11 protein-coding genes are annotated in these 13,963 nt (G+C 66.5%); 6 read left to right on the top strand and 5 right to left on the bottom strand.

What is annotated here, in order from left to right:
* The first annotated feature begins 156 nt into the window (after positions 1-156).
* From rpmI to K0M74_RS10260, 4 genes are all read left to right on the top strand, one after another.
* Positions 157-360 (top strand): 50S ribosomal protein L35, encoded by a 204-nt coding sequence (gene rpmI, locus K0M74_RS10245; protein WP_088439780.1) that lies wholly within the window; start codon positions 157-159, stop codon positions 358-360.
* Positions 361-373: 13 nt separating this feature from the next.
* A complete protein-coding gene (gene rplT, locus K0M74_RS10250; RefSeq protein ID WP_088439782.1) occupies positions 374-739 on the top strand; it encodes a 50S ribosomal protein L20 in 366 nt (121 codons plus the stop codon).
* Between the two features lie 290 nt (positions 740-1,029).
* Complete coding sequence (mutS, locus tag K0M74_RS10255; RefSeq protein ID WP_293971475.1) at positions 1,030-3,693, top strand: DNA mismatch repair protein MutS; 2,664 nt, start codon at positions 1,030-1,032, stop codon at positions 3,691-3,693.
* Positions 3,690-6,449, top strand: coding sequence for a [protein-PII] uridylyltransferase (locus K0M74_RS10260; protein WP_293971478.1), 2,760 nt, complete (start codon positions 3,690-3,692; stop codon positions 6,447-6,449). Before mutS ends, K0M74_RS10260 begins: the two co-directional genes overlap by 4 nt.
* Here the strand turns inward: K0M74_RS10260 and K0M74_RS10265 are convergent.
* Positions 6,446-7,345, bottom strand: a complete 900-nt coding sequence (locus K0M74_RS10265) for a LysR substrate-binding domain-containing protein (RefSeq protein WP_293971481.1) — start codon at positions 7,343-7,345, stop codon at positions 6,446-6,448. The two genes, K0M74_RS10260 and K0M74_RS10265, sit on opposite strands and share 4 nt — an antisense overlap.
* A 98-nt stretch (positions 7,346-7,443) precedes the next feature.
* Between K0M74_RS10265 and K0M74_RS10270 the strand changes: the two genes are divergently transcribed.
* Both K0M74_RS10270 and K0M74_RS10275 read left to right on the top strand, forming a co-directional pair.
* Entirely contained in the window at positions 7,444-7,767 is a 324-nt protein-coding gene (locus K0M74_RS10270) for a nuclear transport factor 2 family protein (protein WP_293971485.1), read from the top strand.
* The gene (locus tag K0M74_RS10275; protein WP_293971488.1) at positions 7,764-8,543 is read left to right on the top strand and encodes an SDR family oxidoreductase; all 780 of its coding nucleotides are present in this window, start codon (positions 7,764-7,766) and stop codon (positions 8,541-8,543) included. The genes K0M74_RS10270 and K0M74_RS10275 overlap by 4 nt, the downstream gene beginning before the upstream one ends.
* Before the next feature lie 89 nt (positions 8,544-8,632).
* On the opposite strand, the gene K0M74_RS10280 is transcribed toward K0M74_RS10275, so the two are convergent.
* The 4 genes from K0M74_RS10280 to K0M74_RS10295 all read right to left on the bottom strand — a co-directional run bounded on the left by K0M74_RS10280 (position 8,633) and on the right by K0M74_RS10295 (position 13,616).
* Positions 8,633-9,127 (bottom strand): YdeI/OmpD-associated family protein, encoded by a 495-nt coding sequence (locus K0M74_RS10280; RefSeq protein ID WP_293971491.1) that lies wholly within the window; start codon positions 9,125-9,127, stop codon positions 8,633-8,635.
* Positions 9,128-9,152: 25 nt separating this feature from the next.
* Positions 9,153-11,540: a phenylalanine--tRNA ligase subunit beta gene (gene pheT / locus K0M74_RS10285; protein WP_293971494.1), complete on the bottom strand. Its 2,388-nt coding sequence runs from the start codon at positions 11,538-11,540 to the stop codon at positions 9,153-9,155.
* Positions 11,537-12,631, bottom strand: a complete 1,095-nt coding sequence (gene pheS / locus K0M74_RS10290; RefSeq protein WP_293971497.1) for a phenylalanine--tRNA ligase subunit alpha — start codon at positions 12,629-12,631, stop codon at positions 11,537-11,539. The genes pheT and pheS overlap by 4 nt, the downstream gene beginning before the upstream one ends.
* 82 nt (positions 12,632-12,713) lie before the next feature.
* Positions 12,714-13,616, bottom strand: a complete 903-nt coding sequence (locus K0M74_RS10295; protein ID WP_293971500.1) for an AraC family transcriptional regulator — start codon at positions 13,614-13,616, stop codon at positions 12,714-12,716.
* Between the last annotated feature and the right edge of the window lie 347 nt (positions 13,617-13,963).

Here is a 13,963-nt window from a genome sequence, read left to right on the forward strand (position 1 = left end):
GCAGTGAACGAGCGCGAACACCCTTGGTTCCGCTGGCCCGGCCCGGTAGGCTTGCATTTGCGGGCGAATCCCCCTAAGCGCCCCGCTTCCGATTGTGTCGGCTGGCTGAAAGGGCTGCCAGGCCGATACGCAAACGGACTTCCAAAGGAGACCAAAATGCCCAAAATGAAGACCAAGAGCGGTGTGAAGAAACGCTTCAAATTCACCGCCTCGGGCAAAGTGAAGCACGGCGTTGCCGGCAAGCGTCACCGCCTGATTTCGCACAATTCGAAGTATATCCGCACCAACCGCGGCACCAGCGTGCTGAGCGATTCGGATGTGGCCCATGTGCGCCTCTGGGCGCCCTACGGCCTGAAGTAAGGAGCGCTAAGGCATGTCACGCATCAAACGCGGCGTCACCACGCGCGCCAAGCACAAACGCGTATTGGAACAGGCGAAGGGCTTTTACGGCCGTCGCAAGAACACCATTCGTATCGCCAAGCAGGCGGTCGAAAAGGCTGGCCAATACGCCTATCGCGACCGCAAGGTTAAGAAGCGCAATTTCCGAGGCCTGTGGATCCAGCGCATCAACGCCGCGGTTCGCGCCGAAGGCCTGACCTATTCGCAGTTCATGCACGGCGTGAAGCTGGCCGGGATCGATCTCGACCGGAAAATCATGGCCGACCTGGCGATGAACGAAGCGACGGTGTTCACCACCATCATCGCGCAGGCAAAAGCGGCGCTGCCCAAGGCAGCCTGACGTTTTTCAGCCAGGCGACGAGAAACAAGGGCGGTCCCGACGGGGCCGCCCTTTTTCGTTGGCGCGATCGCATTGAAATGTCGTCAGGGAACCAAAAGTCGCCAGCGAACTCTCGTCACCCAGGACTTGATCCGGGGTCCAGCTTTGCACGCAAGGTCCGCGAGCGCCGCAAGCAGCGGGATTCCGGGTCAAGCCCGGGATGACGAATGACGGTGGCGGCTCCCCACCCCACCGCCGCCATTCCCCCACGCGACCTTGCCATGCCGCCCCCAATCACTAAGCAGGGTCCGATGCCCGCCGCCGCTCCCAAACCCGCCCACAGCAACAGCGCCGCCCCCGCCGCGACGCCGATGATGGCGCAATATTGGGCGCTGAAGGCGCAGGCGGGCGACTGCCTGCTGTTCTACCGCATGGGCGACTTCTTCGAGCTGTTCTTCGACGATGCGAAAGCCGCGGCAGCGACGCTCGACATCGCGCTGACGTCGCGCGGCGAACATGAGGGTCAGCCGGTGGCGATGTGCGGGGTGCCCGTCCATGCCGCCGAATCCTATCTCGCCCGCCTGATCCGCGCCGGCCACCGCGTCGCGATCGCCGAGCAGGTCGAAACCCCCGCCGAAGCCAAGGCGCGCGGCGGGTCGAAGGCGCTGGTGGCGCGCGCGATCGTCCGCTTCGTCACCGCCGGAACGCTGACCGAAGAAAGCCTGCTCGAAGGGCGCAGCGCCAACCGCCTCGCCGCGATGGCCGAGGTCGGCAGCGAGGGTGAGGTTGCGATTGCGGCGGCCGATATTTCGACCGGACGGTTCGAGGTGGTCGCGGTGCGGCCCGAGGCGGTCGATGCCGAACTGGCGCGGCTCGCGCCATCCGAACTGCTCGTTAGCGAGAGCGCGGGCGAGCTGCCGATTTCGTCGGCACGCCAACTCGTGCGGCGTCCCCCAGCCGACTTTTCGAGCACCGCGGCGCAAAAGCGCCTCGAAGCCTTCTTCGGCGTAAAGACGCTCGACGGCTTTGGCGCCTTTTCGCGCGGCGAAATCGCCGCAATGGGGGCGCTGGTTGCCTATATCGACCATGTAGGCACCCGCGCGCCGCCCTTTCTCCAGCCGCCGGTGCGCCACCTGGCGTCGGGGCGCATGGCGATCGACGCCGCGACGCGCGAAAGCCTCGAACTCGTCCGCACCATGGCTGGCACGCGCGACGGCAGCCTGCTCGGCACGATCGACCGCACCGTCACCGCAGCGGGGGCGCGGCTGCTCGCCGACGATCTCGCCAGCCCGCTCACCGACAAGGCGGCGATCCTCGACCGGCTCGATCTTGTCGATGGCCTTGCGCGCGATGCGCTGTGGCGCGGCGAACTTCGCGCCGCGCTGCGCGCGCTGCCCGACGCGGGACGCGCGCTCGGCCGCCTCGTCGCGGGTCGCGGCGGACCGCGCGATCTGGCGCAGCTGCGCGACGCGCTCGGCGGCGCGCGGCTCTTGCGCGAGCGCCTCGCGCATCGCCCTGATCTGCCGCCATTGCTCGCTCGCCTGCTGCCTGCGCTCGACGGCCACGGCACGCTGGTTGACGAGCTCACTCGGGCGCTGATCGAGACGCCCCCGGTCGATGCCGCGCAAGGCGGCTATATCGCCGAGGGTTACGATCACGCCCTCGACGCCTTGCGCGAAACGGCGCGCGATGGGCGCAAAGCCATCGCGCTGCTCGAAGCAGGCTACCGCGACCGCACCGGCATCGCCTCGCTCAAGATCCGCCACAATGGCGTCCTCGGCTATCATGTCGAAGTCCCCGCCAAACATGCCGACACGCTGATGGCGCCCGAATCGGGTTTCACCCACCGCCAGACGCTCGCGGGCGTCGTACGCTTCAACTCGTCCGACCTCCACGAAGCGGCGAGCCGGGTGACGCAGGCGGGAATCCACGCCGTCGCCGCCGAAGCCGCGCATCTCGAATCGCTCACCGAAGCCGCAACCGCGCGCCGCGAAGCGATCGCCGCGAGCTGCGACGTGCTGGCGCGGATCGACGTTGCTGCCGCACTCGCTGACCATGCGATGAGCCACAATTGGTGCCGCCCAGACCTCGCCGAAACGCCGTGCCTCGACGTCGTCGGCGGCCGCCATCCCGTGGTCGAGGCCGCGCTCGCGAAAGCGGGCGAGCGCTTCGTCCCTAATGATTTGTCGCTATCTGAAGCCGACCGGCTCTGGCTCGTGACCGGCCCAAACATGGGCGGCAAGTCGACCTTTCTGCGCCAGAACGCGCTGATCGTGGTGCTCGCGCAAGCGGGCGGGTTCGTCCCCGCTGCCTCGGCAAAGCTCGGCCTCGTCGACAAATTGTTCAGCCGCGTCGGCGCCAGCGACAATCTGGCGCGCGGGCGCTCGACCTTCATGGTCGAAATGGTCGAAACCGCCGCCATCCTCGCCCAGGCGACCCCGCAAAGCTTCGTCATCCTCGACGAGGTCGGGCGCGGCACCTCGACCTATGACGGACTCGCGCTCGCCTGGTCGGTGGTCGAGGCGGTGCATGAGGTGAACAGGTGCCGCTGCCTGTTCGCGACCCATTATCACGAACTGACGCGGCTCGCTGAAACGCTGGGCGCGCTGTCGCTCCACCATGTCCGCGCGCGCGAGTGGCAGGGCGACCTGGTGCTGCTCCACGAACTCGCCGATGGCCCCGCCGACCGCAGCTACGGCCTCGCGGTCGCGCGCCTCGCCGGGGTTCCCGCGGGGGTCGTCAAGCGCGCCGAAGCGGTGCTGGCAAAGCTCGAAGCCGGGCGCGAGAAAACCGGCGGCCTCGCCGCGGGGCTCGACGACCTGCCGCTGTTCGCCGCCACCCTCGCCGCTGTGCCAGCCGAAAAACACGATGCGCTGCGCGACGCGCTGGCCCAAATCGACCCTGACGCGCTTGCCCCGCGCGAGGCACTCGACGCGCTCTATGCGCTCAAACACCTGCTGGCGGACGAAGCATGAGCGAGATCTTCGACAAGCTCGAGCAGCGCCGCGCGATCATCGATCGCCGCGCCCTCGCCGACCGGCTCGACGCCATCGCCGCCGAGACGCAGGATTCCGCCGCGCGCCGCCGCGCGATGGTCGCGTTGCTCAAGGCGGCGCTCGACGACGGGCGCGCCGAAATCGAACGGCGGCTGCTCGCGCATCCGTCGTCGGGCCGCCTCGCCGCCAGCGCCACCGCCTTCCTGATCGACCAGATCGTCCGCCTCAGCCATGATTTCACCGTCGGCCACCTCTACCCCTCGGGCAATAAATCGTCGGGCGAGCGGCTCACGCTGATCGCGGTCGGCGGCTATGGCCGCGGCGAAATGGCGCCGCACAGCGACATCGACATCGGCTTCCTCACCCCGTTCAAGCAGACGAGCTGGACCGAAAGCGTGATCGAGGCGCAGCTTTATACGCTGTGGGATCTGGGGCTGAAAGTCGGCCATTCCAGTCGTTCGGTCGACGAGATGGTTCGCGCCGCCAAGGATGATCTCACTATCCGCACCGCCTTGCTTGAAGGCCGCTTCATCTGGGGCGACCGCGAACTTTATGATCAGGCATCGGCGCGTTTCGATGCCGAGGTCGTCGCGGGCAATGCGCGCGCCTTTGTCGCCGACAAGCTCGCCGAGCGCGACGAGCGGCACAAGCGCATGGGCGATTCACGTTACGTCGTCGAACCGAATGTGAAGGAGGGCAAGGGCGGTCTGCGCGACCTGCACACCCTGTTCTGGATCGGCAAGTTCATCCACCGCGTCCGCACCGTCCCCGAGCTGGTCGACGCCGGGCTGCTGTCGGTCCGCGAGCTGCGCCAATTTGCCCGCGCCGAAAATTTTCTTCTCGCCGTCCGCTGTCACCTCCACACGATCGCGGGGCGCGCCGAGGACCGGCTGACCTTCGACGTCCAGCGCGAGATCGCCGCACGCATGCAATTCGCCGAACGCCCCGGCAAAAGCGCGGTCGAGCGCTTCATGCAGCTCTATTTCCTCCACGCCAAAAGTGTCGGCGACGTCACCGGCACCTTCCTCGCGCATCTCGACGACCAGATGGCTGCGCGTGGGCGGCGTTTCCTGCCGACGATCCGGCGGCGTCCGGGCAAGCTCAACGGCTTCGTCCTCGACCGCGGGCGGCTGGCTCTGCCCAGCGACGATTTCTTTCAGCAGGATCCCGTGCGCCTCATCGAAATCTTCGCGCTGGCCGACAAGCACGGGCTCGAAATCCATCCACAGGCGATGCGCCAGGCGCGCCACGAGGCGAAGCTGATCGAGACGCAGGGGGTGCGCCGCAATGCGCGCGCGAACGCGCTGTTCCTCGACATGCTGACATCCCCACGCGATCCCGAAACGGTGCTGCGCTGGATGAACGAGGCTGGTGTGTTCGGCCGCTTCGTCCCCGATTTCGGCCGCGTCGTCGCGCAGATGCAGTTCGACATGTATCATCACTATACCGTCGACGAACACACGATCCGCGCCATCGGCCTGCTCGCCGACATCGAACAGGGACGGCTCAAGGAAGACCACCCGCTATCGACCGCGATCATGGACCAGATCCATTCGCGCCGCGTCGTCTATGTCGCGGTGCTGCTGCACGACATCGCTAAGGGGCGCGGCGGCGACCATAGCGTGCTCGGCGCCGAACTGGCGCTGCGCGTCTGCCCGCGGCTGGGGCTCAGCGACGCGGAGACCGAGACCGTCTCGTGGCTCGTGCGCTACCACCTGCTGATGTCGGCGACCGCGTTCAAACGCGACCTCGCCGATTTCAAGACGATCCTCGACTTCGCGCAGATGGTGCAAAGTCCCGAACGCCTCCGCCTGCTCCTGGTCCTCACCGTCGTCGACATCCGCGCCGTCGGCCCCGGAGTTTGGAACAGCTGGAAACGCCAATTGCTCACCGAACTCTATGACGCCGCCGAAGAAGTGCTGCGCCTCGGCCACAAGCAAAAGGGTCGCGAACAACGCATCGCCAGCAAGAAAGAGGCGGTGGCGGCGCAATTCGGCTTCGACCAAAAGACTTTCGACAAGGTCGCAAAGCGCCTGCCCGAAAGCTATTGGATCGCTGAACCGGTCGAGGTCATCGCCGCCAACCTCGTCCATATCCGGCAGGCTGGCGATTCGCCGCTGCACATCGCCGCGGTCCCCGACGATGATCGCGGCGCGACGCTGGTGATGGTGCTTGCCGCCGACCATCCCGGGCTGTTCTATCGTATCGCGGGCGGCATCCACCTCGCCGGCGGCAACATCATCGACGCGCGAATCCACACCACCCGCGACGGCCTCGCGCTCGACAATTTCCTTGTGCAGGATCCGATCGGCCGCCCGTTCGATGAGCCGGGGCAGATCGGCCGGCTGACCCGCGCGATCGAGGACGCGCTTGCCAACCGCCACAAACTGCTCCCCAAACTCGAAGCCCGCGCGCTGCCGCGCACCCGCGCCGAAGCCTTCCGCATTGCCCCCAATGTCTTCGTCGACAACAAGGCATCAAACCGCTTCACCGTGATCGAGGTCAATGCGCAGGACCGCCCCGCGCTGCTCAACCAGCTCGCCTATGCGCTGTTTCAGTCCAAGGTGACCGTCCACAGCGCCCACGTCGCCACCTATGGCGAACGCGCGGTCGACACCTTCTATGTCACCGACCTCATCGGCGACAAGATCGACAGCGCCGCGCGCGTGAAGTCGCTGGAAAAACGCCTGCTGGAGGCGGCGACGAGCCAGAGCGAGGAAGCGGTGGCGGCTTAGACCTTGCGCCGCAGCTCGCGGGCGAGCGCCAGGAACGCCGCCAGCGCGGCCGATGGATGACGGCGGCCCGGATAATAGAGCGCGAGACCCGGAAACGGCGGGGTCCAGTCATCGAGCAGACGGACGAGCCGTCCCGCGTCGATGTCGGCAACAACATCCTGTTCAAAGAAGAAGCCGATCCCCACGCCCGCAACCACCGCAGCGCGCGCGATCGTTACATCGTCGATCGTCATTGGGCCACGCACCTCGACCTGCGCCGTCTCGGCGCCTTTCTCGAAATACCAGCGATAGAGCGAACCATCAGGCAGGCGCACGCGGATGCACGCGTGGGTGGTGAGGTCGGTGGGAACACGCGGCGGCGCATGCGCGGCAAGATAGTCGGGCGACGCGACGACGGCAAACCGCTGCGCCTCGCCGAGCGACAGCGCGATCATGTCGGTGGGAACCAGCGACGCGACCCGCACCCCCAGGTCGAACCCTTCCGCGACAATATCGACCAGCCGTCCGTCGGTCACCACATCGACATGCACGCCCGGATAACGGCGCGCATATTCGAGGATCAGCGCCGCCAGCGCGGAGCGCGCGGCGAACGGCGGGGCATTGATCCGCAGCGTGCCCGATGGCGTCTCGCCGCGCGCGCGGACGATCTCGATCGCCTCGCGAACATCGAGAAGCGACGGGCCTATCCGGTCGACAAAGATATGTCCCGCGTCGGTCGGTGCAACGCTGCGCGTCGTCCGGTTGAACAGGCGGACGCCCAGCTCAGTCTCGATCCGCGCGATCATGTGGCTGAGCGCGGTTGTTGACAGGCCCAGGTCGATCGCCGCCTGTCGAAACGATCCGCGCCGGGCGACGGCGAGCACTGCGTCGAAATCGCGGAGCGCAAGACGCGTCATTATCCCGTAATCTTCATCAAAACATACAACATTGGCCTACTTATCCGGATTATGCCGCGGCCTTACATCGGAAGCAAGCCAAAGATCGGAGACTCGCCATGCAACTACCCCATCCCATTCAAATCTATTTCGACGCCGACCAGCGCGACGACGACGCCGCCCTGATGACCGCCTTCGCCCCCAACGCGCTCGTGAAGGACGAGGGTCGTTCGTACCGCGGCCATGCGGACATCGATGCCTGGTGGCGCGACGCCAAACAGAAATTTGCGCATCAGGCGGCGCCGTTTGAGATCAAAACCGAAGGCCGCAGAATCAGCGTTCGGGCAACGGTGACCGGCAATTTCCCGACCAGCCCGGCAACCCTCACCTATCATTTCGCGCTGGCGGAAGATCGCATCTCCGAGCTGGAGATTTTGCCATGACCAGCTTTCTGTCGCTCGTCGGCAAGCGCGCGCTCGTCACATCGGGGACGAAGGGCGCGGGCAAGGCAACCGCCGATTTGCTCCGCGAACTCGGCGCGGCGGTGTTCACCGTCGCCCGCAACGCGCCCGATGAAAGACCCGATGCCATGTTCATCGCTGCCGATCTGACGACAGCCGAAGGTTGCGAGCGCGTCTCCGCCGCCGCGCTCGACCGGTTGGGGGGCATCGACATTCTCGTCCATATGCTCGGCGGCTCGGCGGCCCCGGGCGGCGGCTTTGCCGCGCTCACCGACGCGCATTGGGAGCGCGAACTTGCGCTCAACCTGTTTCCCGCCGTCCGGCTCGACCGTGCGCTCGTCCCCGCGATGACCGCGCAGAGGTCGGGCGTCGTCGTCCATGTCTCGTCGATCCAGCGCCTGTTGCCATTGCCCGAAGCGACGACCGGTTATGCCGCGGCCAAGGCGGCGCTGTCGACCTACAGCAAGGCCTTGTCGAAAGAGGTCGCGCCTCAGGGCGTGCGCGTCGTCCGCGTCGCCCCGGGCTGGATCGAGACCGAAGCCTCGGTGCAGCTCGCCGAACGCGTCGCGCGCGAGGCGGGGACCAATTATGCAGGCGGCAAGGCGATGATCATGGCCTCGCTCGGCGGCATCCCGCTGAGCCGCCCCGCAAAGCCCGAAGACGTCGCCAACCTGATCGCCTTCCTCGTATCGGACCGCGCCGCGTCGATAACCGGGACCGAATATGTGATCGACGGCGGGACCATCCCGACAGTGTGATCGAAGTTCGGCTGTCGATTGGAGCGCGCGCGGAGCGAAAACGTCAGAGCCGACTGCTGCGCCCAAGGCATCGGCGTCGGGCCGACCGGTCAGTTCCAGGCGCGCGCCATGAAACGGTCCTTCGCGCCGTTCAGCACGTTGAGCGCTTGCTCGATATTGCGGGTGCAGGCCTCGTCGGACTTCAGCCGGGCGAAATAGCGCAGCATCTCTTTCTGCAGGCTTGGCGACAACTGGTCCCATCGCGCCTTGGCGACCGGGTTGGCGTCAAGGCGCGCGGCAAATTCGGCCGGCATCGCGTGCTCGGGACCGCCGCGATAACTGTCGTCGAACGCCACGCTCACTTCGACGGTGTCGCCAACCGTGGTGGCTGACGCCTTGCGGATCGGACCGTTGAGATAGAGCAGGAAGCTGCCGTCCCCCGCGGGCATCATATTGACGCGCGCGGGCGGTTCGGGCTGACCGTTCACCTGCACCATCACCGGAATTGGCCGTTTCCAATCAGGCCGAATCTGCTGCGCCCGCGCTTCGCTGACCATCACATAGGGGTTGATACCCCGCAGCTCGATTTGGGCCGTGAACTTCATGGTTGACCGGCTGCCCAAGCGAGCGTCACCCCCGCAGCACCGCCCCAACCTTCACCGCCGCCGCGACAACCTTGTCGGCAATCGCCTTCAGCTCGGCGTCGGTGAAGCTCTTCTCGGCCGGCTGCAACTCGACCTCGACCGCCAAGCTCACCTGCCCCTCGGGCACGCTCTGGCCGGTGAAGCGGTCGAACAAACGGGCATCCACGATGCTCGCCTTGTCGGCGCCGCGGATCGCGCGCACCAGCTCGGCGGCCGTCAGGCTGGCCGGGGCCAGGAACGCGAAGTCGCGGCGCACCGATTGCAGCGCGGGCGGGGTGAAGGCCGCGCGCGCGGGGCCGCTGGCGCGCTTTGCCGGGATCGCATCCAGGAAAATCTGCACCGCCATCACCGGGCCGTCGACATCGAAATGGCGGGTCAGCAGCGGGTGGAGCGCGCCGAATTCGGCGAGCACAGCCTTGGGGCCGAGCCTCAGCGTCGCCGACTGGCCGGGATGCCAGATGCTGCCCTCGCTCACCGCGTCCATCACCTGCAAGCGGTCGGCGGGCGCGCCCGCAGCGTCGAGCAATGCCAGCGCCGCGGCCTTGGCGTCGAACGCGTCGAACGGCGCGGCCTTGCCCGCCTGCCACCCGCGCGCGCGCTTGTCGCCGGCCATCAGCACGGCCAGCGTCGGATGCTCGGCATCGGACAGGTAACGCCGCCCGATTTCGAACAGGCGAATGCTGTCGGCGCCGCGGTTCTGGTTGCGCTGCGCCGCGGCGAGCAGGCCGGGGAGGAGCGACGGGCGCATGACCTTCAGATCTTCGCTGATCGGATTGGCGAGTGACCAGGCGCCACCGCCGAAGGGCGCCGCATCGCGGTCGCTGATGAATGACCAGGTCACCGCTTCGTGGAAACCCGCCGCTGCCGCGGAGCGGCGCATACGGCGCTCGAGCAGCTGTTCGACGGTCGCGGTCGGTTTGGCCACGCCGTCGCTGCGCGGCAGCGGCACCGATGCGATCGCGTCGAAGCCGGTGATGCGCGTGACTTCCTCGACCAGATCGGGGGCGCCATCGATGTCGCGGCGCCAGCTCGGCACGGCGACCTGCCAGCGGCTACCCTGTTCGATGACGGTGAACCCCAGCGCAGCCAAAATCTCCCGCTGCCGCTCGGGCGCGATCGCGATGCCGCCCAGCGTCGCCGACAGCGTGGGATCGTAATCGACCGTCTTCACCTCGGCGGGCGGCGCCCCGGCGCGGGTGACTGCAGAGGGGGTGCCGCCGCAGATCGCCAGCACATGCGCAGTGACGATCGCGGCCGCGTCGTCCAGAAACGCCGGATCGACCCCGCGCTCAAAACGGCTGCGCGCGTCGCTGGTCAGCGCCAGCGCCTGCCCGGTCAGCGCGATGCGTTCGGGGGTGAAATAGGCGACCTCGATCAGCACGTCGCTCGTCGTCTCGCTGCAACCCGAATGCTCGCCGCCCATGATTCCGGCGATGTCGTGGACGCCGACCTCGTCTGCGATCACCGTCATCGTGTCGGTGAGCGTATAATCCTTGCCGTTGAGCGCGGTGACCGTTTCGCCCACGTTGGCGCGGCGGGCGACAAGCGGACCGGTCAGCTTGACGCGGTCATAGATATGACTGGGGCGGCCCAGGTCGAACATCACATAATTGCTGATGTCGACGAGCGCCGAGATCGAGCGCTGCCCGACCGCTTCGAGGCGGCGACGCATCCATTCGGGCGCGGTGCCGTTGGTGACGCCGCCGATCGTGCGGCCGTAAAAGGCGGGGCAGCCTTCGACATCGTCCGTCCGGATCTCGGTCGCGGGCTCACCCTCGCCGATGATCGTCGGGACGTCGAGCGGCTTCAGCGTGCCAAGGCCCGCAGCGGCGAGGTCGCGCGCAATCCCGCGCACGCCCATGCAATCCTGCCGGTTCGGGGTGATCGAAATGTCGATCACCGGGTCACCCGCGCCGCTGTAATCGGCAAAGCTGGTCCCCACGGGCGCGTTCTCGGGCAGTTCGATGATCCCGTCATGATCGTCGCCCAGCTCCAGCTCGCGCGACGAGCACATCATGCCGTTTGATTCGACCCCGCGCACTGCGGCGACCTTCAGCTCCATGCCGTTCGCGGGCACCACCGCTCCGGGCAGCCCGAGCACACCGATCAGCCCCGCGCGCGCATTCGGGGCGCCGCACACCACGGTCAGCGGCGCGGCGCCGTCGCCGGTATCGACGGTCAGCACCTGCAATTTGTCAGCCTGAGGATGTTTCTCGGCGGTCAGCACTTTGGCAACGCGGAAGCCTTTGAGCTTGTCGGCGGGGTTCTCGACGCCTTCGACCTCGTGGCCGATGCGGTTGAGGGTGGCGACCACGTCGTCGACGCTCGCGGATGTTTCCAGATGCTCTTTGAGCCAGTCGAGGGTGATCTTCATGCCGAAATCCCCCCGCTCAGCGTCGGGACACTCAGCGCGCCGAATCCATAGTGGCTGAGCCAGCGCAGATCGCCGTCGAAGAAGGCGCGCAAATCGTCCATGCCATATTTCAGCATCGCCAGCCGGTCGACCCCGACCCCGAAGGCAAAGCCCTGCCACTCGTCGGGATCGAGCCCGCAGTTCGCGATCACGCGGCGGTTGACCATTCCGCTGCCGAGCAGCTCCATCCAGGCATGGCCATCATCGTCGCCATGCCCGCCAACGATGCGCCGACCCTTTTCCTGTTTATACCCGACATCGACCTCCGCCGAGGGCTCGGTGAAGGGGAAATAGCTCGGGCGCAGCCGCAGCACGATGTCGTCGCGCTCGAAATAGGCCTTCAGGAACGTCTCGAGCGTCCACTTCAGATGCCCCATATGAATACCGCGGTCGATGACGAGACCTTCCACCTGATGAAACATCGGCGTGTGCGTTGCGTCGCTGTCGCTGCGATAGACGCGGCCGGGGGCGATGATCCGGATCGGCGGTTCTTGCGACATCATCGTGCGGATCTGCACCGGCGAGGTATGGGTGCGCAGCAGCATCGCTCGGCCCTCGGCGTCCGTGTCGGGGAAATAGAATGTATCATGCATCGCCCGCGCCGGATGCGTCTCGGGAATGTTGAGCGCGGTGAAATTGCGCCAGTCGTCCTCGATCTCGGGGCCGGTCGCAACGGCAAAGCCCATGTCGGCAAAGATCTCGGCAAGTTCGTCCATCACCTGACTGACCGGATGGACGCTGCCGCGCGGCGCGGCGTCATCGGGCAGCGACATATCGATCGCCTCGGCGGCGAGCTTGATGTCGAGCGCCGCGGCGTCGAGCGCGGATTTGCGGTCGGCAAGCGCCGCGGTCACGGCTTCGCGCAGCGTGTGGATCTGCGGCCCCTGCACCTGCCGCTCGTCGGGCGTCATGCCGCCCAGCGACTTGAGCAGTGCGGTAATGCTGCCCGCCTTGCCCAGCGCCGCGACGCGCAGCGCCTCGAGCGCGTCGAGATCGCTCGCCGCCGCTATGTCGTCGACCAGCCGGGTCTGGATCGCCTGAATATCGCTCATCGTTTCTTGTCCTGCAGCGGCCGCGCTTCGCCCGCGCCGCCGCTTGCACCGAAGGCGATGCATGGGTCAAGCCCTTGGCGGGTCAACCCCCGGGCTTGTGCAGCCCCTGTACCGCGGCGCCAGCGGCGGCGGCGCGGGCTTTGGCGGCAGCGCCCAGGATCGGCTTGGGCCGCGCGGCATATTCGCGCGGGCTCATCCCCATGAATTTGGTGAAGTCGCGCGTGAACTGTGCCTGGTCGTAATAATGGTGATCAATCGTATCGATCCACGCCATCGACGGGTCGAGCATGAAGCGCGCCAGTGAGCGCAGGAAACGCTGGCGCCGCAGCAGCAGCTTCGGCGAAAAGCCGAAGGCGCGGTGGCTGAGCCGCTCGACCGTGCGTTCGGATAGCCCCAGCCTGGCCGACAGGTCGGCGACGGTCGCGAGGTCATGGTCAACCAGCGCACGGTGCGCCGCGAGGATTGCGGGGTCGTCGGGCGGTGCGTCCCTCAGCAAAGCGCAGAAATGGGCGTCGATCATCGCCGCGGCGGCATCGACGTCATTCACCTCGCGCAATGTTTCGCCGAGCGAGACGAAAGCAGCAAAGGCGGGGTGCGCCGCGGCGTCGCAAAAGCGGTCAGCCAGATCGTCAGCGGCCAGCGGGATGAATTTCGCCCAGCCCATCGGCACGATCCCGATCCCCCACACGCGCATATTGCCGGCGGCGAAATAGCTTGCGGTGCTGGTCGGGCCGGTGGCCACGAAGCGCGGCGTCGCAACCGCCGGGGCGCCGCCAAGGGACGCCAGCGGCAGCTCGCCTTCGATAAAGCGCAGGTTTGCCCATTCGGGATGGAGATAGTCGTCGACGCGACTGCCCGCCGGGACCGACACTTCGGTCAGATAGATGGTGCTGAGATAGGGACGCAGCGCCGGCGACACCGCAAAGAACCGGGTCGCGATTCGGACGTCGGTCGGTTCAGGCTCGGGCGCGCTGCGTTCGGACATCAATCTCCCTCTAACGAGCATTAACGACGAAAAACAACATTTTGACGCTATTCCTTGTCGGGTTTGTACAATTTTCTATGCCCCAACTTCTTCATAGTTGCGTCCACCTCCTTTGGAGAGGCTCTCCAACGGAAAACGAATTTGTGAACTTCACCCGGCCGGTAGCTTTCTGCGACCCACGGCTTTTCGGAACGGGCGGGGGGGCGATGGTTCCCAATGGAACCATTGTCGAAGCCGCGCCGGGCCAAAACAACCGGCCCCATATTGGGTTAAGGACCGGGCCCCGGGGGCATTTGGATTTAAAGCCCACACCCCCCCCCACAAAGCCCAATTTGGGGGGTTAAAAA

This window comes from Sphingopyxis sp. (assembly GCF_019459305.1).
In the GTDB taxonomy this organism is placed as follows: Bacteria; Pseudomonadota; Alphaproteobacteria; order Sphingomonadales; family Sphingomonadaceae; genus Sphingopyxis.